This is a genomic window from Cobetia sp. UIB-001, from assembly GCF_044789135.1.
Lineage (GTDB): Bacteria > Pseudomonadota > Gammaproteobacteria > Pseudomonadales > Halomonadaceae > Cobetia > Cobetia amphilecti.
Map to the genome: position 1 here is coordinate 3,709,903 of NZ_CP058244.1, position 24,476 is coordinate 3,734,378.

A 24,476-nucleotide genomic window follows, 5' to 3' on the forward strand; every position below is an offset into this window, starting at 1 on the left:
TCGGTTATCTTTATTTTTATACCTGCCGATAGTGACGCCATCAGTGTCGCTACACGACGCCAGATTTCCCTCGAGCATATCCCCCAGCTTCCCGCCTGCGCAATTCTCCACAGGTCGCCCATCGACCAAAAAAACCTGACAAAACCGAAGGTTAGAAGAACCTTCAACCAAAAAACCCTGTAGGCTCAAGCGCTTAGCGGGTAGACATGCCTCATGAATTTCGCCTTGCAACTTTAGTATTGGTTAAATAAAAAACAGCGTTTTTATTCGATTTACCCCATACCGATTACGCATACGGCATACCAATTCAGGAATCACGCTCCACCAATGACTCCGTCACGGCGCGCTGACACCCGCCAAAAGAAAAGCCGCCACCCAGAGGGTGACGGCTTGCGTGGTCGTGTAGCGCCCATGAACCAGCCGCTGGCTGGCCGGGATGTCAGCGAGAGCTGCGTGGCCAGTGCTCCAGCATGTCGGCCAGCACGCCGGCTGGTGCCTCTTCGGTAATCACCGCTCGGCCGATGCGCTCAAGCAGAATCAGGCGCAGACGACCGTCGACATTCTTCTTGTCCAGTTGCATGTGCTTGAGGAAGTCCTCGACGCCCATATCCTCCGGAGCCGCCAGCGGCAAGCCTGCCTTGGCAATGATGTGCGAGACACGCTCCACATCCGCACTCGACAGCCAGCCCATGCGCGCCGAAAGCTCAGCCGCCATCAGCATGCCGGTGCCGACGGCTTCGCCGTGCAGCCAGACGCCATAGCCCTGATCCGTCTCGATGGCATGCCCGAAGGTGTGGCCCAGATTGAGCAGCGCACGCACGCCCTGCTCGGTCTCGTCCTGCGCCACGACATCCGCCTTGATGGCACAGCTGCGGCGAATGGCTTCACCGAGCAAGGTCTCGTCCAGCGCCATCAAGGCCGTCATGTTGTCTTCCAGCCAGCTCAGGAAGCTTTCATCCCACAGCAGACCATACTTGATGACCTCGGCCATGCCCGCTGACAGCTCACGCTGCGGCAATGTCTTGAGGCTTGCGGTATCGATCAGCACCAGACGCGGCTGCCAGAAGGCGCCCAGCATGTTCTTGCCACGCGGATGGTTGACGCCGGTCTTGCCGCCCACCGAGGAATCCACCTGCGACAGCAGTGTGGTCGGCACCTGGATGAAGGCCGCGCCCCGCTGATAGCAGGCCGCCGCGAAGCCGGTCATGTCACCGATCACACCGCCACCGAGGGCGATCAAGGTACAGCGGCGATTGAAGCCGGCCTCGAGCAGGGCATCCCAGATCAGGCCGATGCTGGCCATGTGCTTGGTCTGCTCACCGTCGTCGAGAATGACCTCGCGGATATCGAGCCCCTCGCCCAACGAGGCCTTCAGTGCGTCCAGATACAGCGGTGCCACCACGGTGTTGGTGACGATCATCACCTGACGCCCCGCAAGGTGCTCACGAATCAGATCACCACGTGCGGTCAGGCCCGGCCCGATATGAATGGGGTAACTACGCTCGCCGAGCGCGACATCAAGACGATGAGCAGGTGCCAGGGACATCAGAATTCTCCTTGGGCGAAACAGATGACAGCGACTGATGCCCGCCAGGGCCACCAGCCGCTGATGAGACTAGCCAGGGGCGTGCAACGGGTCCGCCAGCGCCTTGATGCGGCGACGGATCTCGTTGGTGACCGCCCGAGGACTGCGCCGATCGGTACGCACGATGATATCGGCCGTCTCGCGGTAGAGCGGGTCACGCAACTCGAACAGGCGCTTGAGCACCCGCCCGGGGTCATCCTGCTGCAACAGCGGACGATTGCGATCACGGCCGGCTCGCTTGAGCTGCTGTTCGACAGGCGCGTAGAGATACACGACAGTGCCGCGTTCGCGCAGTACGCGCCGATTGGCCTCCGCCATGATGGCGCCGCCACCGGTGGCCATCACGACTTCCCTGAGCGAGGTCAGCTCATCGATGACAGCCTGCTCACGTTCACGAAAGCCGGACTCGCCCTCGACGTCGAAAATCCACGGAATGCTGGCTCCGCAGCGGTCTTCAATCACATGGTCGCTATCGCAAAATTCACGATGCAAGTCGGCCGCCAGCAGGCGGCCGATAGTGCTCTTGCCGGCCCCCATGGGGCCGACAAGGAATACGTTGGGAATCACATGCATCAGCGCACCGCCAGGCCGTCCTCGATGATCTTCGGGGTAATGAATACCAGCAATTCTACCTTCTCGTTGGACTCTTCGGTATAGCGGAACAGATTCCCGATCACCGGCAGGTCCCCGAGGAAGGGCGTCTTGAAGACGCTGCGAATCTGCTCGGAGGTCAGAATGCCACCCAGCACCACGGTTTCGCCATCATTGACCAGCACCTGCGTCTCGATTTCATTGGTATCGATGGCCGGTTCGCCATTGAAGCTATCATCGGAGACATCGTCATTGTTGATCAACAGATCCATGATGATGCGGTTGTCAGGCGTGATCTGCGGCGTCACTTCCAGCGCCAGCACCGCTTCCTTGAACTCGATGTTGGTCGCACCGCTGGAGGTCGCCTCCTCGTAGGGAATTTCCTGCCCCTGCTTGATGACGGCCTTCTTCTGGTTGGCGGTGATGATCTTGGGCTGGGAGATGGTCTGGCTCTTGCCTTCGCTTTCCAGCGCCGAAAGCTCCAGGTCCAGCAGGATATCGCCGGACAGGTAACCGAAGCTGAAGGTGCTTCCCGGACTGCTGTCATCACCCAGATCTACGCTCAGACCACCGTTGCTGGTCGTACCGGTCGACGCGCCTTCCAGGCCGAACTTGCCGTTGCTGCTGTTGGAAAGCCCCCAGTTGACACCGATCTCGCTGGAGACGCTGCTGCGCGCAATGACGATGCGCGCTTCGATCTGCACCTGACGCACCGGGATATCGAGATATTCCAGCGTGCCGCGAATGGACTCGAGCGTATCGCGGGTATCCTGGATCAGCATGGTATTGGTGCGTTCATCGACCATCACGCGTCCCCGCTCGGACAGCAGACCGATACCGCCTTCACCGCGCAGCAACGCCGCCAGGTCCGCCGCCTTGGCATAACGCACCTGGATGTATTCGGTGGTCATCGGCGCCAGCTCCTTGACCTGCTGGTTCGCCTCGAGCTCCTTGCGCTCCAGTGCCGCCAGCTCTTCCGCCGGCGCGACCATCAGCACGTTGCCCATGCGACGACTGGCCAGACCGTTGGACTTGAGCACCAGATCCAGCGCCTGATCCCAGGGCACTTCCTTCAGGTTCAGGGTCACGTTGCCGGTGACGTTGTCACTGGCGACCAGATTGAGCCCCGTGAAGTCAGCGATGATCTGCAGCACGGAGCGCACTTCGATGTTCTGGAAGTTGAGCGAGATCTTCTTGCCGGTGTAGGGGAACTTGTCCTTGATGCGCTCCGCCTGCTCTTCACGCGTCAGCGGCTTGACCTCGAGCACCAGCTCGTTGCCTGCCTGGGTGGCCAGCTGGGTGTAGTAGCCACTGGCGTCCACCACCATGCGCACGCCATCACGGGTACGCTGCGGATCGATACGCGTCACCGGCGTGGCGAAATCGCCGACATCCAGCACCTGATTCATCTCCGGCGGCAGCTTCACGCCCTTGATGTCGACGTAGATCTTGCGCCCGCGCTCGGTGACACGTGACTCGACGTTGGAGCGGTTGAAGTTGATCACGACGCGACCTTCACCGTCCGTGCCACGACGGAAATCGATACCACTGACGGCCGGCTCGCTGGCCACTTCCAGGGCACGGTTGTCCGGCGGCACGCTGGCGGCGTTCGCCTGGGAGGCAGCCGCAGGCTGAGCGCCCGGCGCACCACCCTGCTCGCCGATGATGACGTAGAGGCTGTTGCCCTCGGTGCGCGTGACGTACGGCTTGGACTGGTTGAGCTTCATGACCAGACGCGTGCGCGAGCCGGCCTCCAGCGCCACCAGTTCGTCCACGCCGCTGAGCCCCAGATCGAAGCGACGCTTGTCGAGCTGACTGCTGGTATCCAGGAGGTCGATGGTGATGCGCGGCGGCGTCTCGATACGGTAGCCCTTGACCTCCGGCACTCCGCCGACGAAGTCGAGCTTGAGCTCCATACGGTCGCCCCCGAGGGCGGTGAAGTTGAGATCCTGCAGCGACGACGCAGCCATCGCCACATTCGCCATCAGGCTTCCGACTGCCGCCAGCCCCAGCAGACTCATTCGTTGCAATCGCGTCATGTTCCCTAGTCCCCTGTCTCGCCGTGGCTCCGTTCAACCGTCGGGCTGATCGCGCCTTATTCTTATCGAAGCGTTATGGTGTCGGTCGCCAACTCTTGCGGGTCGACCGTTCGTCTTCCGTGACAATATGGCTACTGCCAACGCCAGTGATCTCAACCACCTTGCGACACGGGCTCTTTCAGCGCCATGGCGCGAGACCGCTCTATCCAACCGCCCTGACCATTGGGCACGATTTCCACCATATCGATCTGCGTATCACCGATACGGGTGATCCTGCCGAAGTTGCTGCCCATATGATTGCCGACCCGCACACGCTGCACTTCCTGCTCAGGCGTCAGAATCAACGCCGAACGCGCGCCATCGACATCCAGCGTCCCGACCATGCTGAGCTGCTCCATCGGCCAGGCTTCCAGCGGCTCACGAGGGCGATCGAGGTCCGGTCGCACACCGTTGTCGACGGCCGTCAGCTCCTCTTCGGGCTCCGGCAGGCGTGACTGGAAAGGACTGCGCGCATCCGCCATGTCATAGGTGACGGGATGATACTCGGGTTGCGGCGGCAACTCCTGCACCTTGCCGGAAGGACGCCCTCTCAAGGACTCGAGCTCCCCCTCCAGCGCGCCCAGCTGCGGATCTCCACAACCCGCCAGCAGAGTGACCAGCAACATACTTCCCAACACGGTATTTCGACGTGTCATCAGGCTCATTGCTTGCCTCCTGACGTTGCCGGGGTCTGGCGATAATTGTAGGTCTTGGCCAGCAACGACAGCTCGAGATCATCGCTGTTGGCGACCGGCGTCAGCACGAAATCATGCAGCGTCACGATGCGTGAAAGCCCCGCGACACCGGAAATGAAGGCGGCGATACGATGATAGTCGCCGCGCACCTTGATATCGAAAGGTTGTTCGACGTAGAAGTTGCGATTCTCCGCCGGCTTCAGACGAATGTACTCGACCGCCAGCTGGTTGTTGATCGCCGTCTCGCTGATGTCATCCAGCAGCGCCGGGACTTCCGCGTCGGTGGGCAGCATTTCCAGCAGCTGCCCCATGCGGGACTCCAGCTCCACCATCTGCTCGCGCATGGCCGGCAGGTTGGCGGCCTTGAACGCCTTGCTCTCGAACTGCTGGAGCAGCTGACTTTCCTGAGCACGCAGACGCTCGAGGTCTTCCGCCTTGGGCGCCGCAAGGAACCAATGGGACGCCCAGAACAGGGCGCCCAGCACGATGAGCGCCAGCACGGCCTGCAGCGTGACCGGCCAGATGCCGGCTTCCTTCAGATCAAGATCACGAAAATCCGTCGACTTGAGGCGGCGGATTTCAGCATCGATGAAACTCATCGCCGACCTCCTTTCTTGTCATTTTCCGCATCGGCAGCGCTCAGAGCCGACCCCGTCGGGCGCTCCGGAATCATGATATTGAAGCTGCGCTGATCGTCGTCATTGCTCTGCACATCGGAGAGCGTCGGGGTGCCGAAGGAATCCGACAGGGCGATGGCGCGCATCAGGCCGGAGACCTGACGCGTGCTTTCCGCCGTGCCATTCGCCTTGAGCTGGCGCCCGCTGCGACTGATGCTCTGATACCAGGCGCCGTCCACCAGAGACGTCACCAGCTGATTGAAGACCCGTACCGTTTCCGGACGCGAGAACTGCAGACTGCGGATCAGCTCTATCTGGTCGAGCATCTGGGTGCGGCGTGCCTCGATGTCCTCGACTTCCTTGATGTCACGATTGAGGCGGGCCATTTCCTTCTCGATGAAGGCATGGCGCTGCTGCTGCGCCTCGAGCTGGCTCTGGTAATACTCGCTCATGCCATAGCCGCCACCGATACCGATGACAGCCGCCAGCGCCAGTATGCCCATGAAGCGCTTGCTGCGCTTCTCACGCCGATCTTCACGCCAGGAAAGCAGATTGATCTCGATGGTCATGAGCGCTTCCTCATCGCAAGACCGCAGGCCGTGAGCATCGCCGGGGCATCGCCCGCCAGCGCCTGGATGTCGACGCGCGGATTGACGCTCATGTGAGTGAAGGGGTTGGCCATGATCACTTCAAGCCCGGTGTGCTCCGCCAGGCCTTCACGCAGCCCGACGATGGCGGCCGTACCGCCCCCGAGCAGGATGCGCTGCACCTCGCGGCGCTTGCCGGCGGTGTAATAGAGCTGCAGTGAGCGTGCGATCTGCTGGATGAGCGTCTCGCGGAACGGACCCAGCACTTCGCTGTCATAGGTATCCGGCAGACCGCCACGCTTCTTGGCCAGGCCCGCCTCATCATTGGAGAGATCGAAGCGATTCATGATCTCGTCCGTCAGCTGACGCCCCCCGAAGACGGCGTCGCGACTGTAGACGATGCGGCCATTCTGGATGACGTGGAAGGCGGTCATCGTCGCGCCGATATCGACGACGGCAACGCACTCTTCGTTGTCGTAGGTCGGCGGCAACTGATGACGCAGCTCGCCGAAGGCGCGCTCGAGGGAGAAGGTCTCGACATCGACGGCAGCCGGCTCGAGGCCGGCCTGGGACAGTGCCGAGGTCAGCTGATCGACGTCCAGGCTGCGACACGCCACCAGCAGCAGGTCCTGCTGATCGGGATTGCGCGGATTGACGCCCAGATGCTGGAAGTCGAACGCGACATCGTTCAGCGGAAAGGGAAAGTGCTTCTCGGACTCGAGCGCGATGCGCTGCTCGATCTCGTCATCGGCGAGATTGGCCGGGAAGCTCAGTGTCTTGGTGATGGCAGCGCTCGCGGGAACCGCGACCACGGCGCGCTTCGAGCGCGGCTGTGCCTGCTCGACCGCGCGCTTGATGGCCAGCACGACTTCGTCCATGTCCCGTATACGTCGCTCGACGACTGCGCCTTCCTTGAGTGGACGCACCGCATAGCTATCGATCTGGTATCGATTTCCTTGCCTGGACAGCTCCAGGAGCTTCACCGTGGCCGACGTGATATCGACCCCGATGAGTCCCTTGCCGGCGGATTTGAGTCCCAGCAATTGGCGTTCCCCTGCTCTGATGACGATCTTGCCAGACTGGCTGGCCGCCGGTTCCCTGACGACGTTGCCGCGACACCCTCTATCATTCCAGGATGTTACATTATGTTTCCCAGAATAACACAACAGACGCGCAAGTCAGGGTTCAACGCTGGCCGCATCTGAACCCGCTACTTATAATGCCCCAGCAATGGAATTGCCAATCCCCGCGCAGCCACTCGCTTTTCTTACCCACGGACCCTGTCTTGCCCATGAAGCTATTGAGACGACTATTTTCGCCAGTGTTCTGGCTGCTGCTATCACTATGTGCCGCGGGACTTCTGGCCATCGTTGGCGCTTCGCTGTACTTCTCGCCGGGCCTGCCCGACGTCCATCAGCTTCAGGATACCAAGCTGCAGACGCCGCTGCGCATCTATACCCGCGATGGCAAGCTGATCGGCGAATACGGTGACCAGCGCCGCATCCCGGTCACCTACGACGAGATCCCCGAGACCTTCGTCGACGCCCTCCTCGCCGCCGAGGACAGCAACTTCTTCTCCCACCCGGGCATCGACCCCAAGGGGCTGGCGCGTGCGGCCGTGCAGCTGGCCTCCAGCGGCAGCATCCAGTCCGGTGGCAGCACCATCACCATGCAGGTGGCGCGCAACTATCTGCTGACGCTGGACCAGACATTCACGCGCAAGATTCGCGAGATTCTGCTGTCGCTGCAGATGGAAGAGATCCTCTCCAAGCAGGAGATCATGGAGCTCTACGTCAACAAGATCTTCCTGGGCCATCGCGCCTACGGCATCGCCGCCGCTGCGCGCACCTACTACGACAAGTCCCTGGATGAGCTGACCCTGGCCGAGCAGGCCATGCTGGCCGGCCTGCCCAAGGCGCCGTCGAGCTTCAACCCGCTGACCAACCCGCAGCGCGCACTGATCCGTCGCAACTGGATCCTGCTGCGCATGAAAGAGCTGGGCTACATCGAGCCGCAGGCCTATGACGAAGCCGTCAAGGCACCGATCACCGCGGCACGCCACTACTCCAGACCGGAAGTGCAGGCACCCTACGTCGCGGAAATGGCACGCAGCTTCGCCGTCGACCGCTTCGGCGACAAGGCCTACACCGACAACGTCCGCATCACCACGACGCTGGACAGCTCGCTGCAGCCAATGGCACGTGATGCACTGATCAAGGGGCTGATCGCCTACGACACCCGCCACGGTTGGCGCGGGGTCGAGGAATCCGACATCGCCGCCTCGCTGGCGGAAGCTCAGGACCAGACCGATCAAGCCGGCCTCGAGGAAGAACTCTCCAAGTCACCGGAAGTGCTGGAAACCGCCAAGCAGGCGGCCCAGAAGAGCGAGAAGCGCATCGCCGGCATCGACCGTGATGTCTCGAACTGGCTGAAAGTGCTCGATCGCACCCCGGATTACGGCCCGCTGAAGGCCGCCATCGTGGTGGAAAGCAGCGGCAAGCAGATGAAGGCACTGCTGGCCGACGCCACGGTCGTGACCCTCGACTGGGACGGCCTGAAGTGGGCGCGTGAGTACAAGAGCGCCAAATGGCGTGGTGGCGTGCCGGGCTCGGCCGCCGAGATCGCCAAGGCCGGTGATCTGGTACGCGTGATCAAGCAGGACGACGGCTACCGTCTTGGCCAGCTGCCGGACGCGCAATCCGCCATCGTCTCGCTGGACCCGGAAAGTGGCGCCATCCTCGCCCTGCAAGGTGGCTTCAGCTATTCCGCCAGCAAGTTCAACCGCGCCATCCAGGCACGCCGTCAAGCAGGCTCGATCTTCAAGCCGTTCGTCTATCTGTCCGGGCTCGAACAGGCCGGCATGTCACCGGCGACCATCATCAACAACGCCCCCGTCGTGCTTCAGGATGGCGGCAAGGTGTGGCGTCCGGAGAATGCCGGCGGCAAGTTCACCGGCCCGACCCGCATCCGCGTTGGCCTGTATCGCTCGCTGAACCTGGTCTCCGTGCGTCTGCTGCAGACGGTTGGCCTCGACAAGACTCTCGACTTCCTGGTCAAGCTGGGCTTCCAGCGTGACGAGCTGCCCAATGGCCTGTCACTGGCCCTGGGCAGCGCCTCGCTGACCCCGCTGGAGATGGCACGCGGCTATGCCGTGCTCTCCAATGGCGGCTTCCGTGTCGAGCCCTGGTACATCGATACCATCACGCGTGGCGATGACGAGACCGACTATGAAGCGCATCCGCCGGTTGCCTGCGCCAACTGTGCGCCGGGCATGGTCACCGTCAATCGTGACGGCCGCCAGTACCCGCTGGCCGAGCGTGTCGCCTCCCCTGAAGCCATGTATCTGATCCGTGACATGATGCAGGATGTCATCAAGCGCGGTACTGGCCGTGGCGCCCTGGCGCTGGGTCGTGATGACCTGGCCGGCAAGACCGGCACCACCAACGACCAGCGTGATGCCTGGTTCTCCGGCTTCAACAGCAAGCTGGTGGCCACGGTATGGGTCGGCAAGGACTCCAACGACACCCTGGCCGAGTATGGCGCCCAGGCCGCTCTGCCCATCTGGGTCGACTACATGCGCGGCGCCCTCAAGGGCATGCCGTCCTCCACCATGGAGCGTCCGGACAACATCGTGACGGCGACCATCGACCCGGATTCTGGCAAGCGCCTGCGCAGCGGTCAGTCCGGCGGCATCAGTGAGCTGTTCCGCAAGGATAATCTGCCGCCCTACCAGGAACGCACCATCCGCAAGGAACTGGAGCAGGAAAGCGGTTCGGAAGGTACCGGAACTTTCGAGGCCATCTTCTGATCTGATCTCCAGACCTCGCCTGCCAGCCTCATCGGCAGGGGGAGAGCCCAAGGAAGAGCGGCCGCTGGTCGCTCTTCTGCCATCTGAGCATTCGCAAGGCTCCCCCGTATCGCGATCCACTGGTAGCGTCCGGATGACGCGCCAGGCCGCCTCGCTCAGCAAGCGTCATCTCGCAAGCCATATTCCCGATGATGATGTCATGCCTCAAACATGCCGGAGTTCGCATGCTTCACCCATTGCCCACACTGCGCAGGACCGCGTTTCTGTGCCTGGCCCTGCTTCCCTTCGACACGGCTGTCGCAGACGACCTCTTCTATGCGCCACCACCCGCCAGCGAGGACTCTGAGCCTTTCAGCGGCCAGGCCGAGCTGGGCTTCACCAAGCTGTCGGGCAACTCGAACAGCGAGACCCTGCTGGGCAAGACCAGCCTCTCCTGGCACCTGAAGCCCTGGACTCACACCTTCCGTGTGGAGGCCAAGCATGTCTCCAGCAGTGGCGAGACCACGACCGACAAGTATCTGGTCGGCCAGCGCGAGCGCTATGATCTCAGCGATGATCACTACGCCTTCGGGCTGCTGCGCTGGGAGAAGGAGCGCTTCTCCGGCTACAACCACCAGGTCACCTCCATCGTCGGTGAGGGCATCACGATACTGGATGGCCCCGAGCACAACCTCTCCCTCGAGGCCGGGCCGGGCTATCGCTTCGATGACATCACGGCGGGGGATCACGAGAACTACCTGCTGGGCTATGGCGCGATGGACTACCGCTGGCAGCTGTCCGACACCTCCAAGTTCGAGCAGCAGTTCTCGGCGGAGGCCACACGCGAGAACGTGATCAGTCGCAGCTATACCGCGCTGACGGTCGCCATCAATGCAAGCCTCGCCCTCAAGCTCTCGCATGAGATCGAGAACAACACCAACCCGCCCGACGAGTCGGATGCCAAGACCGACACCACCACGGCGGCCTCCATCCTCTACAGCTTCTGAGCAAAGGCCTGACGCCTGCCTGCCCAGGCGCCAGTCGCTGGTGGCTCATGGCTCGCGGTTCATGACTGAAAGCAGCCACCAACAAAAAGCCCTCGCCGGAAACTCCGACGAGGGCTTTTTCATGTCTTGCGTCGCTTCAGCGACGCCGCCAACCGGCCGTTCGACCGCTGACGCTTAACCGTAGACCTGATCCGTGCTGGTCAGCGGGTAGTGCGCCGGGTACGGCTTGCGTGCGACACCGGAATCGATGGCCGCCTGGGCCACGGCGGCCGGCAGACGCTCGAGCAGACGCGAGTCCATCGGCGTCGGGATGATGTAACCCGGGCCGAATTCGAGGCTGTCGATCTCGTAGGCATCCAGCACATCCTGGCTGACCGGCTCACGCGCCAGGTCTTTCAGGGCGTGAACGGCGGCCAGCTTCATCTCTTCATTGATGCGCGTCGCACGCACATCCAGCGCGCCACGGAAGATGAACGGGAAGCCCAGCACGTTGTTGACCTGGTTCGGGTAGTCGGAGCGACCTGTCGCCATGATGACGTCCGGGCGTGCTTCGCGAGCGGTATCCGGATGAATCTCCGGATCCGGGTTGGAGCAGGCGAAGACGATCGGATTGGCGGACATCTTCTTGAGCTGCTCTGCCTTGAGCAGGTTCGGGCCGGACAGACCGACGAAGACGTCGGCGCCATCGATGGCGTCGTCCAGCGTGCGCAGCTCGGTCTCGGTGGCGAACATCGCCTTGTACTGGTTCAGGTCATCACGGCCGCTGTGGATTACGCCCTTGCGGTCGAGCATGAAGATGTTCTCTACCTTGGCGCCACTGGCCACCAGCAGCTTCATGCAGGCGATGGCGGCAGCGCCGGCGCCCAGGCAGACGATACGCGCGTCTTCCAGCTTCTTGCCGGCGATATCCAGGGCGTTGAGCATGCCGGCCGCGGTGACGATGGCGGTACCGTGCTGGTCGTCATGGAAGACCGGGATGTTGCACTGTTCGATCAGTGCCTGTTCGACTTCGAAGCACTCCGGTGCCTTGATGTCTTCCAGGTTGATGCCACCGTAGGTGGTGTGGATGCGACGCACGGTGTCGATGAAGGCCTGCGGGCTTTCCGCATCCACTTCGACATCGACGGAGTTGATGCCAGCGAAGCGCTTGAACAGCACGCCCTTGCCTTCCATGACCGGCTTGGAAGCCAGCGGCCCCAGGTTGCCCAGGCCAAGGATGGCAGTCCCGTCAGAGATGACCGCGACCAGGTTGCCCTTGCCGGTGTACAGGTAGGCATTTTCCGGGTCGGCGGCGATTTCGCGGCACGGTTCGGCAACGCCCGGGCTGTAGGCCAGCGCCAGGTGCTTGGCGGTCTCGGTCGGCTTGGTCAGCTCGATGGAGAGCTTCCCGGGAATCGGTTCGGCGTGATATTGCAGTGCTGCTTTCTTCATGGCATCAGACATGCGTGTCATCCGGTATTTTGGCGGGGGGTTGGCTGCTCCAGAATATAGAAAAAGACACCTCTGAACAACCGACGCAACTTGCTGTTATGCATGACTTTAAAACGATTGTTTAAAAAACATTTTAGCCATTCGTCTAACGTTATGGATGCCCTACCCAGCCATAAACCTTTCCTTATCGCTGACCGGCTTTCGCGTCGATTTCGGCCCGAGATGACGCCACGATTCGCGCAAGATCCTCGATTTTCGGCCGTTCGCTGACGCAACCCGCCATTCCGGCGCACTTGATGCAGAGGCAGAGCAGAAAAAGTGCCAAATCAGAAACAATCTTTCCTTTCAGCAAGCGCAGCGCAGGGGTGAGATCTTCGCAAGGGCATCACGCCAGACCATCACGCCAGACCATTACGACCAGACCATCACGCCAGACCATTACGACCAGACCATCACGACCAGACCATCACGACCAGAACATCACGACGAGGGCATCCCGGGCCGGCTGGCGTGGTCGCGGCTCTCTTCAGGGTGGTCTGAACGACAGGCACAAAAAAACCCGCTCGTGAGCGGGTTTTTCGTCCATGACGCTGCAAGATGCGCAGCGCCATGAAAGCGACAAGCAGCTGAAGGTATCAGCGCTTGATGGCAGCACCGAAACGCTTGTTGAAGCGCTCGACGCGACCACCGGTGGTAGCCTGCTTCTGCTTGCCGGTGTAGAACGGGTGGCACTCGGAGCACACGTCAAGCGCGAAAGTCTGCTTGGAAGTGGTACCGATTTCGTGCTGCGCGCCGCAGGAGCAAGTTGCGGTCTGGCGCTGGTAGTCCGGATGGATACCCTGTTTCATGATGTGTAACCTCAGGTCGCTGTGCACCGCCACCTGATCACTTGCCAGGCACCGTACACGGGTTTTGGATTGAACCGGTCATTCCGCCGTTTCCGACGGAAGGCCGCGCATTTTACCAGTCATCTGCCGCAAGACCAAACTTTGTGCCGTTTATTGCGGGCAACACTCTGTAGACTGCGTGCCACGGCATATCCCCATTTTCCTGAACGCCTCATATCACCTCATATCCGGATACCTTGCGTGCCTGACACTACCGACAAGACTGCGACTCACCTGCCGGGACGTGTGCTGGGCATCGCGATTCCCGGCCCGCTGCGCGATCTGTTCGACTACCTGCCATCCCGCCAACCGCCCCGCCACGGCTGGCAGGTGGGCCTGCGCGTGCGCGTCGAATTCGGGCGTCGCCAGCTGGTCGGGGTGATCGCCGAGCTGCGCAGCGACTCAAGTTTCCCCATCGACAAGCTCAAGCCTGTCAGCGAAGTCATCGATGACGAACCGCTGCCGGCCGACTGGTTGTGGATATGTCAGTTTACCGCGCGCTATTACCAGCACTCGCTCGGCGACACCTTCGCCCAGGCGATGCCCTCGCTGCTGCGTCAGGGGCGCGCCCTGGAGGCGCGTACCCGAGAGCGCTGGACGCTGACCGACAAGGGCCGCGCCACCGAGCCGGCAAGCCTGGGGCGAGCCACCCGCCAGATCGCGTTGCTGGAGCTGCTCGCTCAGCATCGTCATGGTCTGGTGCACAGCGCCATCACCGCCCAGGGCTTCACCCGCCAGCAGCTGGAGACCCTGCGCGGCCGCGGCTATATCGAATCCCGTGAGGAGCCGGTGACCGGCGCCACGCCGGAGCAGGCCAACAAGGGCGTGCTCGCCGAACCCGCCCTGGCCCTCAATGATGAGCAGGGTCGCGCCCTCTCGCGTCTGCATGAGGGCCTGAACCGCTTCTCGCCCACACTGCTGGAGGGCGTGACCGGTTCCGGCAAGACCGAGGTCTATCTGCAATTGATCGAGGCGGTGCTGGACCGCGGTGGCCAGGCGCTGGTGCTGGTGCCCGAGATCGGCCTGACGCCCCAGACGCTGGAGCGCTTCCGCAGACGCTTCCGCGTGCCGCAGGTGATGCTGCACTCCGGCGTCAGCGATGGTGAACGCCTCGATGGCTTCGAAGCCGCCCGCAGCGGTCGCGCGCGCATCGTGATCGGTACCCGCTCCGCCATCTTCACGCCGATGGCCAGACTCGGCGTGATCATCGTCGACGAGGAGCACGACGGCTCCTTCAAGCAGCAGGACGGCCTGCGCTATCACGCCCGCGATCTGGCGCTGGTGCGCGGCAAGCAGGAAGGCATACCCGTGGTGCTCGGCAGCGCCACACCGTCTCTGGAAAGCCTGCGCCATGCTCGCGAGGGCCGCTTCACGCATCTGCACCTGCATCAGCGCGCCGGACGCAGCCAGCCGGCGCGACTGCATCCCGTCGACCTGCGCGGCCGCATGACACTGGGCGGCCTCTCGACCCAGAGTCTGGAGGCGATCGAGAAGCGCCTCGCCCAGGGCGATCAGGTGCTGGTGTTCATCAATCGGCGCGGCTTCGCGCCGACCCTGACCTGCCATGCCTGCGGCTGGATCGCCGAATGCGACAACTGCGATGCCCGCATGACCCTGCATCGCCATCCGCCCCAGCTGACCTGCCACCACTGCGAGCGCACCCGCCCACTGCCGGATGCCTGCCCGGCCTGTGGCAGCGGGGATGTACGCCCGCAGGGCGCGGGCACCGAGCGCACCGAAGAGCTGCTCGGCGAGAAATTCCCCGACGTGCCGGTGCTGCGCATCGACCGCGACAGCACCCAGCGCAAGGACGCCATGAGCGAGGCACTGGCGGTGATCCGGCGTGGCGAGCCTTGCCTGCTGGTCGGCACCCAGATGCTGGCCAAGGGCCACCACTTTCCCCATGTCACCCTGGTGGTGGTGGTCAACGCCGACAGCGGCCTCTATGCCGCCGACTTCCGCGCGCTGGAGCAGTCCGCGCAGCTACTGGTGCAGGTCGCGGGGCGTGCCGGACGCGCCGAGCGCCCCGGTGAGGTATTGATCCAGACCCGCCACCCGGAAGACCCCAACCTGCTGACGCTGATTCAGGCCGGCTACCCGCAGCTGGCGGGGGAATTGCTTGAGGAGCGCCGCATCGCCCAGCTGCCGCCGTTCAGCCATCTGGCACTGCTGCGCGCCGAGGCCACCAACCAGCAGCAGGTCGAACAGTGGCTGTTGAAGGTCGGTGGCGCCCTGCGCCAGCACCTCGAAGCTGCCAACCTCAAGGTGGATTGCCTCGGTCCGGTGCCCGCACCGATGGAGCGTCGCCAGAATCGCTATCACGCCCAATTGCTGTTGCGCTGTGCGAAACGCGGCCCATTGCATGAAGCGGCGGCCTGGCTGGTGACGCTCTGCGAGCAGGACCGCGACGCGCGCCGCCTGCGCTGGTCGCTGGATGTCGATCCCATCGGCATGGCCTGAGTGATACGCAAGCGGTGTGACAGCCCTTCACGCCGCTTGCGATGAACTGACCACTATCCCTGCAGGGCGCGGAATGCGGCGCGATTGATCACGACGGTTTATGCAAGCCGCAGGATCGGTGATAATGCCCGCCATCGTGCAGCGACATCCGCACTCCCCCATTGCCCGCAGGCCTGATGCCTGCAACCGCCTGCTGTATGGCACGCGGTGCGACCCGAGCCGTGAAGAGACCGATATTCCATGAAAGAGACGATCATCGAACTGCTGGGCCAGGCCCTGGAAACCCTCAAGGCCGACGGCACCCTGCCCGCCGACGCCAGCCCGCAGATCAAGGTCGACCCGACCAAGGACAAGAGCCACGGCGACTACGCCAGCAATCTGGCGATGATGACGTCCAAGGCCGCCGGCATGAAGCCGCGCGATCTGGCCGAGAAGCTGATCGCGGCGCTGCCGGCCTCCGATGCCGTCTCCAAGGTCGAGATCGCCGGCCCCGGCTTCCTGAACTTCTTCGCTGATACCGGTGCGGTAGCCGACATCGTGCGTCGCGTCTTCAGCGAAAGCGATAGCTTCGGTCACAGCGACGTGGGCGCCGGCGAGAAGGTGCAGGTCGAGTTCGTTTCCGCCAACCCGACCGGCCCGCTGCACGTCGGTCACGGCCGCGGTGCCGCGGTCGGCGACGTGCTGTGCCGCCTGCTGGCCGCCACCGGCCACGACGTCACCCGCGAGTTCTACTACAACGACGCCGGCGCCCAGATCAACAATCTGGCGCTCTCCGCCCAGGCGCGCGCCAAGGGCCTGGGCCCGGATGATGCCAGCTGGCCGGCCGATGGTTACCGCGGTGACTACATCAGCGAACTGGCCGCCTCCTACATGGCCGGTGACACCGTCGAGGCCGATGGCAAGCAGGTGACCGGCGCCGCGGACCCCGATGATCTGGACGCCATCCGCGTCTTCGCCGTCGCCTACCTGCGCCACGAGCAGGATCTCGACCTCAAGGCCTTCGGCGTCGAATTCGATGTCTACTTCCTCGAGTCCTCGCTCTACAGCGACGGCAAGGTCGAGGAGACCGTCAAGCGTCTGGTCGACAACGGCTACACCTATGAAGACGATGGCGCCCTGTGGCTGCGCACCACCGACTTCGGCGATGACAAGGACCGCGTGATGCGCAAGCGTGACGGCGGTTACACCTACTTCCTGCCCGACGTCGCCTACCACCTCGACAAGTGGCAGCGTGGCTTCACCCAGGTCATCAACGAGCAGGGCGCCGATCACCACTCCACCGTGACCCGCGTGCGTGCCGGTCTGCAGGCTCTGCAGGCGGACATCCCCAAGGGCTGGCCGGACTACGTGCTGCACCAGATGGTCACCGTGATGCGCTCCGGCGAGGAAGTGAAGCTGTCCAAGCGTGCCGGCAGCTACGTGACCCTGCGCGACCTGATCGAGGAAGTCGGCCGCGACGCGACCCGTTACTTCCTGGCGGCACGTCGCGCCGACTCCCAGCTGACCTTCGACATCGACCTGGCGCGCTCCCAGTCCAATGACAACCCGGTCTACTACATCCAGTACGCTCACGCCCGCGTGCACAGCGTGCTGCGCAAGGCCAGCCGCGAAGAGAAGCCCTTCGACGAAGCCCTGGCCATGGCGCAGCTCACCCTGCTGACCAGCGACCAGGAAAAGGCCGTGATGAATCGCATGGCGCAGTTCCCGGACGTCGTCGCCCACGCCGCCAAGGTGCGCGAGCCGCAGCAGGTCGCCCAGTACCTGCAGGACCTCTCCTCCGACTTCCACACCTGCTACAACGCGGTGAAGGTGATGGTCGAGGACGACGCGACCCGCAATGCGCGCATGGCGCTGGGTCTGGCGACCGCTCAGGTCATCCGCAACGGCCTGGCCCTGCTGGGTGTCAGCGCTCCCGAGGAGATGTAAGCCATGGCTGCTCGCCGCCCCGCCAACAAGAAGCCCGCCTCCCGCCAGGGGGCGAGCCCCCGTCGGCAACCCGCTGCCAGCCAGAGTCGTGGTCTGCCCGGCTGGCTGTGGGGCATCATCGGTCTGATCGCCGGCTTCGCTCTCGCGCAGTACTTCGAGAAACAGGCCCCGCGTCTGCCGGTCGCGGCCATCGTGCCCAAGGCCAACACGCAGCAGAACGGACAGCAGAACGGGCAGCAGGCCGCCAAGCAGGGCAACCAGCAGCAGAAGGAAGCCCCCGAAGAGTCCGCCGGCAACATGCCGACCTTCGAGTTCTACACCCTGCTGCCGGAAACCGAGGTGATCGCGCCCAAGGTGGATGAGTACAAGTCCACGCCGCGTCCGGGCAGCGCCGAGAGCACCAAGAAGTCCGAGGCCTCGCTGACCAACTACATGTTGCAGGCCGCGTCCTTCCGCGAGATGAGCGATGCCAAGAAGCTGGCCGGCAAGCTCAAGGACCTTGGCCTGCTGGCCAAGGTCAGTGACGTCAATGCCTCCGGCGGTACCGTCTGGCACCGGGTGCAGGTCGGTCCCTACAAGGACACCCGCGAGCTCAATCGCGCCCAGGACCTGATGAACACCCAGGGCATCGAGCCCTTGTTGATCAAGCTGCAGTAAGCCAGGCGTGAGCCTTGCGACAGACGGGCCCGCTCATTTTTGAGCGGGCCCGTTGCATGAGGGCACAGACCAGGGCCGATCACAGTCAACGCTGAGTCGCCGATGACTTGAAACCCGTATCGGCGCCCCCATCTACAGCATTCCGGTGAGATATCAGGCCCGCGTGCCGCCCATCAGGCGGTGCAGGATCGCGGCAAGCAGTGGCAAGCGCCAGGCTGACGATCACCACCCGTTTTACGCGACGAGGCCACGGCCTCGTCTGCCCAGAAATGCCATGCCCGGCCCCGTTCACCTTATTCCAATCGCCGGCATGCTCTCTCAGGAGTTATCCATGACCACGATCGTCTCCGTGCGTCGCAACGGCCAGGTCGCCCTGGCTGGTGACGGCCAGGTATCCCTTGGCAACACAGTCATGAAAGGCAACGCCGCCAAGGTGCGTCGTCTGTATCGCAATCAGGTACTGGCCGGTTTCGCCGGTGGTACCGCCGATGCCTTTACGCTGTTCGAACGCTTCGAAGCGCAGCTCGAGAAGTATCAGGGCCAGTTGGTGAAGTCCGCCGTGGAGCTTGCCAAGGAGTGGCGCTCAGACCGCGCCCTGCGCAAGCTTGAGGCCATGCTGGTGGTCGCCGACAAGCATGCCTCCTTGATCATCACCGGCAACGGCGACGTGGTCGAGCCCGAGCACGGCGTGCTGGCCATCGGCTCCGGCGGCAACTATGCCGAGGCCGCTGCCCGCGCCCTGATCGAGAATACCGAACTTTCTGCCCGCGAGATCACCGAGAAGTCCATCTCCATCGCGGCCGATATCTGCGTCTTCACCAACCACAATGCCATCATCGAGGAGCTGTCCTGAGATGTCCCAGATGACCCCGAAGGAAATCGTCAACGCCCTCGATCAGCACATCGTCGGCCAGCCTGAAGCCAAGCGCGCCGTGGCGGTTGCCATGCGCAACCGCTGGCGCCGCATGCAGCTCGATGACGATCTGCGCCCGGAAGTCACGCCGAAGAACATCCTGATGATCGGCCCGACCGGTGTCGGCAAGACCGAGATCGCCCGTCGTCTGGCCAAGCTGGCCGGCGCGCCCTTCCTCAAGATCGAGGCGACCAAGTTCACCGAGGTCGGCTATGTCGGCCGTGACGTGGAATCCATCATCCGCGACCTGGTCGAGGTCGCGATGAAGCTGGTGCGCGAAGACGCCATGAAGGAAGTGCGCGACAAGGCCGAAGATGCCGCCGAAGAGCGCATCCTCGACGCCCTGCTGCCGCGTGTGCGTGGCGAAGAGTACGACGCTGCCGCCAACAACAGCAGCACGCGCCAGATGTTCCGCAAGAAGCTGCGCGAAGGTCAGCTGGATGACAAGGAAATCGACATCGAGCTGAGCCCGGCCAGCCAGAGTCTCGATTTCGCCACCCCGCCGGGGATGGAAGAGATGACCAGCCAGCTGCAGTCCATGTTCTCCAACATGGGCAAGCAGCAGAAAGAGAGCCGTCGCATCACCGTCAAGGAAGCGCTCAAGCTGGTTCACGAGGAAGAAGCGGCCAGAATGGTCAGCGATGAAGACCTCAAGAGCCGTGCCATCGAGGCCGTCGAACAGAACGGCATCGTCTTCCTCGACGAGATCGACAAGGTCGCCAAGCGTGGCGAATCCGGCAGTGGCGGCGATGTGTCCCGCGAAGGCGTGCAGCGCGATCTGCTGCCGCTGATCGAGGGCTCCACCGTGTCCACCAAGCACGGCATGGTCAAGACCGACCATATCCTGTTCATCGCCTCCGGAGCCTTCCACCTGTCCAAGCCGTCGGACATGATTCCGGAGCTGCAGGGCCGTCTGCCGATCCGCGTCGAGCTCAACGCCCTGACACCGGAAGACTTCAAGCGCATCCTGACCGAGCCGTCCGCCGCCCTGATCCGTCAGTACAAGGCATTGCTGGCGACCGAAGGTGTCGAGCTGAGCTTCGCGGACGACGCCATCGAGCGCATCGCGCAGATCGCCTATCAGGTCAACGAAGGCACCGAGAACATCGGCGCCCGTCGTCTGCACACAGTGATGGAGCGTCTGCTGGAAGAGATCTCCTACGAGGGTGGCGATCAGCCCGGCGAACTCAAGGTCGATGCCGCCTACGTCGATGCCCGTCTGGGTGATCTGGCGCGTGATGAAGACCTGTCGCGCTACATCCTCTGACGACACGCTCACGCGCCTGACAGCCCCTCATGGAAGCTAGTCCCGTTCCTGAGGGGACTTCTGACGCCCGATCCGGCTTGGCCCGGATCGGGCGTCAGTGCATCATGCGCACAAGACACATCGACCGGCCAAGTGCCGCGCTCGACGCCTATTGCCTTCGTCATGCCGCCCTGCGCCCCACGCCGCCGCGCGGCATGCAAGCCCGAGGATGCCCCGATGAGCCACGACACTCCCAAGGACGCCGCCGCGTCCCACGCCGCTGATACCAGCGGCCAGCAGCGCGACTACCACCTCAACGAGCGCCATGCCCGCGATGGCGAAGAGGCCCCGGTACCGACGCGCGTGCACTACCACAAGTCAGAGCGCGAACTGGAGCTGGGCTACGCCGATGGCCAGAGCTTCCGCCTGAGCACCGAATTCCTGCGCGTGATGTCGCCGTCGGCGGAAGTGCGTGGCCACGGTGTCGGCCAGGAAACCCTGCAGGTCGGCATGCGCTACGTCGGGCTGACCAACATCACCCAGAGCGGCCGCTACGCGCTGAAGCTGCACTTCGATGATGGCCATGACAGCGGCCTGTATACCTGGGAATACCTGTGGGAACTGGCCAATCGCCGCGACGCCATGTGGGCCTACTACCTGCGTCAGCTGGAAGAGGCCGGCGCCTCGCGCGAACCACTGGGCATTCCGCTCAACCAGCTGTAAGCCACTGATGCCAATGGGCGCGGCAAGATGTCCGAGTCGACGTCTTGCCAAAAGACAGCCCGCTGGCCAGCGGTTACAATCGAGCCACTGCGAAAGCTCACCATATTGTGCTGACGTCGCCACGGCGGCGTCACAACAGGGGAAGTCATGGACAAGCGTACGACTCACTTCGGTTATCAGGAAGTTGCCGTGGACGAGAAGGCAGGCCGCGTCGCGGATGTCTTCCACAGTGTCGCCGCCAAGTACGACGTGATGAATGACCTGATGTCGTTCGGCATCCACCGTCTGTGGAAGCGCATCACCCTGGAGCGTGCCGGCGCCCGCCCCGGCCAGTCGGTGCTGGACATCGCCGGCGGCACCGGTGACCTGACGCTGAAGTTCTCGCGTCTGGTCGGCCCGAAAGGCCGCGTGGTGCTCGCCGACATCAATGCCTCGATGCTCAACGTCGGCCGCGACAAGCTGCTCGACCGTGGCGTCGGCGGCAACGTCGAATACGTGCAGGCCAATGCCGAGGCCCTGCCCTTCCCGGACAACACCTTCGACATCATCACCATCGCCTTCGGGCTGCGCAACGTCACCGACCAGGCCAAGGCCCTGCGCTCCATGCAGCGCATCCTCAAGCCGGGTGGCCGCCTGCTGGTGCTGGAATTCTCCAAGCCGGTCAATCCGCTGCTCTCCACCGCCTATGACCAGTACAGCTTCCGGCTGCTGCCCAAGATGGGCGAGATGGTCGCCGGCGACGCCGACTCCTACCGCTACCTGGCCGAGTCCATCCGCATGCACCCCGACCAGAAAACGTTGGCCGGCATGATGGAAGAGGCCGGTCTCGAGCGCGTCGAGTACACCAACCTGACGGGCGGCATCGTCGCGTTGCACCGCGGTATCAAGCTCTGAGGCTGTCATGGCATTGCTGACCCCCCTGCTGTTGGCGACCGCTGAGCGGACGCTGAATCAGCTGCTTGCTCGCGACCCGGCCTCGACGTCGCGCCTGAATGCGCTGGCAGGCCGACGCCTGCTGGTGCGTGTCGAACGCCCCGCCTTTGACCTGCTGGTGCACTTCGACCTGCAGGGCCTGCACCTGTTGCGCCTGCCCCAGGCCAACGAGAGCGATGGCGATGTGGTGGTGGAGCTCGACATGGAGACCGCCGCCGCCCTGCTGTCCGGTGAGTCCATCGAGCGCCTGATGTTCGAGGGCCGCCTCGCCGTGCGTGGCCGTATCCATCTGCTGGAGAGCGCCCGTGACCTGGTGATGGACCTCGACCTGGACTGGGAAGGCGCGCTCAGTGAATGGTTCGGCGAAGCCCCCGGCCATAGCCTGGCCAGCGGTCTGCGCAGCCTAGGGCGTTTCGGCCTGATCAGCCGCCGCGAGCTGGAGCTGGACCTGCGCGAGTACCTCACCGAGGAGGCGCGCTGGCTGCCCGGTCAGGCACAGATGCGCGTCGCGCGCGACGAGCTGACCGAGCTGACCCAGTGTCTGGATCGCACCGAAGCGCGGCTGGCGCGGCTGCGCCGTCATCTCGAGGCCGCCACCTCTCATCAACCTGCCGAGCGGGAGTGCCAGCCGTCGTGAGACTCTATCGCCTGCTGAGCATCCTGTGGGTCATCGCCCGCTACCGCCTCGACGACCTGGTGCCGCCGGGGCGCGTGCCGGCCCTGCTGCGCCCGCTGCTCAAGCTGTCGCCGCTGCGTCTGTTCCCCATCGGCAGACGCACGCGTGGCGAGCGTCTGCGCCTGGCGCTCGAGGCATTGGGCCCGATCTTCATCAAGTTCGGCCAGATGCTCTCGACGCGCCGCGACCTGCTGCCGCCGGACATCGCCGACGAACTCAAGCGCCTGCAGGATCAGGTGCCGCCGTTCGAGAACCAGGTCGCGCGGGAGCTGGTCGAGCAGGAACTCGAGATGTCGGTCGAGGAAGCCTTCGCCGAATTCGAGGCCCAGCCTCTGGCCTCCGCCTCCATCGCCCAGGTACATGCCGCACGACTGCACGATGGCTCGGACGTGGTGGTCAAGGTCATCCGGCCGCGCATCGAGGAAGTGATGCGCAAGGATATCGGCCTGCTCTACATGTTCGCGCGCCTGTTGATGAAGGTCTCGCCGGAAGCCCGTCGCCTGCGCCCGGTCGAGGTCGTCGCCGACTACGAGGCGACGCTGTTCGACGAGCTCGACATGCACAAGGAGGCCGCCAACACCTCCCAGCTCAAGCGCAACTTTCTCGACTCGCCGCTGCTCTACGTCCCGGCCATCCACTGGCCACTGACGCGCCGCCGCGTGATGGTGCAGGAACGCATCCGCGGCATTCCGGTCGCCGATATCGAGGAGCTGACGGCGCAGGGCACCGACCTCAGGAAGCTGGCCGAGCGCGGCGTGGAGATCTTCTTCACCCAGGTATTCCGCGACAACTTCTTCCACGCCGACATGCACCCCGGCAATATCTTCGTCTCGCGCGAGAACCCGCACGACCCGCAGTTCATCGCCATCGACTGCGGCATCGTCGGCAGCCTGACCCGCGAGGACCAGGACTATCTGGCCCGCAACCTGCTGGCCTTCTTCCGCCAGGATTACTACGAGGTCGCGGCGTTGCACATCGAGTCCGGCTGGGTCGGCGAAGGCACGCGCGCCAACGAGTTTGCCGCCGCCATCCGCGCCGTCTGCGAACCGATTCTCGAGAAGCCGCTCAAGGACATCAGTTTCGGCCAGGTCCTGCTGGGGCTGTTCCAGACCGCGCGCCGCTTCAACATGGAAGTCCAGCCGCAGCTGGTGTTGCTGCAGAAGACCCTGCTCAACATCGAGGGCCTCGGCCGCCAGCTGTATCCGGACCTCGACCTGTGGGCCACCGCTCGCCCCTATCTGGAGCGCTGGATGAAGGAGCGCGCCGGCCCCAAGGCGTTCTGGGCCGAGATGGTCAAGCAGGCGCCGGAGCTGTCGCATCAGCTGCCACAGCTGCCGGCGATGGCCTTCCAGGCCATGGAGCGCATCGAGGACGAGCATCGCGCCCGTCAACGCCAGACAGAAGCCATCACCACGCTGCGCGACCGGGTCAATCACGCCTCCAGCACCAGCTGGCGGCTGCGCGCGGGCCTGCTGCTGGTGGCCGGCGCGTTCGGTTGGCAGCCCCTGATGGCCTGGGCGGAGACCCAGCCCGTGGCGGTACTGGTGGGCGCAGGACTGGGAATCGTGTTATTGCTGTGGCGCTAGCCGCAGGCAGACATGATGGCCTGACTGGCCCGGCGCGCAACGACACTTGCCGCCCCATGGGACGCAGTGCAATATGAATGACATATAACAC

At 63.6% G+C, this 24,476-nt stretch carries 20 protein-coding genes; 11 read left to right on the forward strand and 9 right to left on the reverse strand.

Annotated elements, in window-relative coordinates:
* Window positions 1–439 precede the first annotated feature (439 nt).
* From aroB to pilM, 7 genes are all read right to left on the reverse strand, one after another.
* Window positions 440–1,546, reverse strand: coding sequence for a 3-dehydroquinate synthase (aroB, locus tag HA399_RS15300; RefSeq protein ID WP_054556505.1), 1,107 nt, complete (start codon window positions 1,544–1,546; stop codon window positions 440–442).
* 69 nt (window positions 1,547–1,615) lie between these two features.
* Window positions 1,616–2,158: a shikimate kinase AroK gene (gene aroK, locus HA399_RS15305; protein WP_054556506.1), complete on the reverse strand. Its 543-nt coding sequence runs from the start codon at window positions 2,156–2,158 to the stop codon at window positions 1,616–1,618.
* Window positions 2,158–4,215, reverse strand: coding sequence for a type IV pilus secretin PilQ (locus HA399_RS15310; RefSeq protein ID WP_404325432.1), 2,058 nt, complete (start codon window positions 4,213–4,215; stop codon window positions 2,158–2,160). The genes aroK and HA399_RS15310 overlap by 1 nt, the downstream gene beginning before the upstream one ends.
* A 152-nt stretch (window positions 4,216–4,367) precedes the next feature.
* On the reverse strand, window positions 4,368–4,919 hold the full coding sequence (locus HA399_RS15315) for a pilus assembly protein PilP (protein WP_404325433.1): 552 nt from the start codon (window positions 4,917–4,919) through the stop codon (window positions 4,368–4,370).
* Window positions 4,916–5,548: a type 4a pilus biogenesis protein PilO gene (locus tag HA399_RS15320; RefSeq protein ID WP_043332958.1), complete on the reverse strand. Its 633-nt coding sequence runs from the start codon at window positions 5,546–5,548 to the stop codon at window positions 4,916–4,918. Before HA399_RS15320 ends, HA399_RS15315 begins: the two co-directional genes overlap by 4 nt.
* Window positions 5,545–6,135, reverse strand: a complete 591-nt coding sequence (locus HA399_RS15325; protein WP_064503256.1) for a PilN domain-containing protein — start codon at window positions 6,133–6,135, stop codon at window positions 5,545–5,547. The genes HA399_RS15320 and HA399_RS15325 overlap by 4 nt, the downstream gene beginning before the upstream one ends.
* Window positions 6,132–7,196: a type IV pilus assembly protein PilM gene (gene pilM / locus HA399_RS15330; RefSeq protein ID WP_107335932.1), complete on the reverse strand. Its 1,065-nt coding sequence runs from the start codon at window positions 7,194–7,196 to the stop codon at window positions 6,132–6,134. The genes HA399_RS15325 and pilM overlap by 4 nt, the downstream gene beginning before the upstream one ends.
* 248 nt (window positions 7,197–7,444) lie before the next feature.
* On the opposite strand from pilM, the gene HA399_RS15335 reads away from it, so the two are divergent.
* Together HA399_RS15335 and HA399_RS15340 are read left to right on the forward strand one after the other, a co-directional pair.
* Window positions 7,445–9,961 carry a penicillin-binding protein 1A gene (locus HA399_RS15335; RefSeq protein WP_404325434.1) on the forward strand — a complete coding sequence of 839 codons (2,517 nt, stop codon included), beginning with the start codon at window positions 7,445–7,447 and terminating at the stop codon, window positions 9,959–9,961.
* 224 nt (window positions 9,962–10,185) lie between these two features.
* Window positions 10,186–10,947 carry a YdiY family protein gene (locus HA399_RS15340; RefSeq protein WP_404325435.1) on the forward strand — a complete coding sequence of 254 codons (762 nt, stop codon included), beginning with the start codon at window positions 10,186–10,188 and terminating at the stop codon, window positions 10,945–10,947.
* 174 nt (window positions 10,948–11,121) lie between these two features.
* Here the strand turns inward: HA399_RS15340 and HA399_RS15345 are convergent, their stop codons facing one another.
* Both HA399_RS15345 and rpmE read right to left on the reverse strand, forming a co-directional pair.
* The gene (locus HA399_RS15345; protein WP_043333076.1) at window positions 11,122–12,390 is read right to left on the reverse strand and encodes a malic enzyme-like NAD(P)-binding protein; all 1,269 of its coding nucleotides are present in this window, start codon (window positions 12,388–12,390) and stop codon (window positions 11,122–11,124) included.
* Between the two features lie 623 nt (window positions 12,391–13,013).
* Complete coding sequence (gene rpmE, locus HA399_RS15350; protein WP_054556509.1) at window positions 13,014–13,226, reverse strand: 50S ribosomal protein L31; 213 nt, start codon at window positions 13,224–13,226, stop codon at window positions 13,014–13,016.
* Window positions 13,227–13,466: 240 nt separating this feature from the next.
* Here rpmE and HA399_RS15355 point away from each other — a divergent pair, with 240 nt between their 5' ends.
* The 9 genes from HA399_RS15355 to ubiB all read left to right on the forward strand — a co-directional run bounded on the left by HA399_RS15355 (window position 13,467) and on the right by ubiB (window position 24,385).
* Window positions 13,467–15,725: a primosomal protein N' gene (locus HA399_RS15355; RefSeq protein ID WP_404325436.1), complete on the forward strand. Its 2,259-nt coding sequence runs from the start codon at window positions 13,467–13,469 to the stop codon at window positions 15,723–15,725.
* Window positions 15,726–15,965: 240 nt separating this feature from the next.
* The gene (argS, locus tag HA399_RS15360; RefSeq protein ID WP_404325437.1) at window positions 15,966–17,651 is read left to right on the forward strand and encodes an arginine--tRNA ligase; all 1,686 of its coding nucleotides are present in this window, start codon (window positions 15,966–15,968) and stop codon (window positions 17,649–17,651) included.
* A gap of 3 nt (window positions 17,652–17,654) precedes the next feature.
* Window positions 17,655–18,308: an SPOR domain-containing protein gene (locus HA399_RS15365; RefSeq protein WP_043332968.1), complete on the forward strand. Its 654-nt coding sequence runs from the start codon at window positions 17,655–17,657 to the stop codon at window positions 18,306–18,308.
* A 331-nt stretch (window positions 18,309–18,639) separates the two neighbouring features.
* Window positions 18,640–19,161 (forward strand): ATP-dependent protease subunit HslV, encoded by a 522-nt coding sequence (gene hslV / locus HA399_RS15370; RefSeq protein ID WP_043332970.1) that lies wholly within the window; start codon window positions 18,640–18,642, stop codon window positions 19,159–19,161.
* Between the two features lies 1 nt (window position 19,162).
* The gene (gene hslU, locus HA399_RS15375; protein ID WP_043332972.1) at window positions 19,163–20,488 is read left to right on the forward strand and encodes an ATP-dependent protease ATPase subunit HslU; all 1,326 of its coding nucleotides are present in this window, start codon (window positions 19,163–19,165) and stop codon (window positions 20,486–20,488) included.
* A gap of 342 nt (window positions 20,489–20,830) precedes the next feature.
* Entirely contained in the window at window positions 20,831–21,190 is a 360-nt protein-coding gene (locus HA399_RS15380) for a gamma-butyrobetaine hydroxylase-like domain-containing protein (protein ID WP_043333080.1), read from the forward strand.
* A 147-nt stretch (window positions 21,191–21,337) separates the two neighbouring features.
* Window positions 21,338–22,084 (forward strand): bifunctional demethylmenaquinone methyltransferase/2-methoxy-6-polyprenyl-1,4-benzoquinol methylase UbiE, encoded by a 747-nt coding sequence (gene ubiE / locus HA399_RS15385; protein ID WP_043332974.1) that lies wholly within the window; start codon window positions 21,338–21,340, stop codon window positions 22,082–22,084.
* Between the two features lie 7 nt (window positions 22,085–22,091).
* Window positions 22,092–22,760 (forward strand): SCP2 domain-containing protein, encoded by a 669-nt coding sequence (locus HA399_RS15390; protein WP_131432768.1) that lies wholly within the window; start codon window positions 22,092–22,094, stop codon window positions 22,758–22,760.
* A complete protein-coding gene (ubiB, locus tag HA399_RS15395; RefSeq protein WP_043332979.1) occupies window positions 22,757–24,385 on the forward strand; it encodes a ubiquinone biosynthesis regulatory protein kinase UbiB in 1,629 nt (542 codons plus the stop codon). Before HA399_RS15390 ends, ubiB begins: the two co-directional genes overlap by 4 nt.
* Window positions 24,386–24,476: the final 91 nt, after the last annotated feature.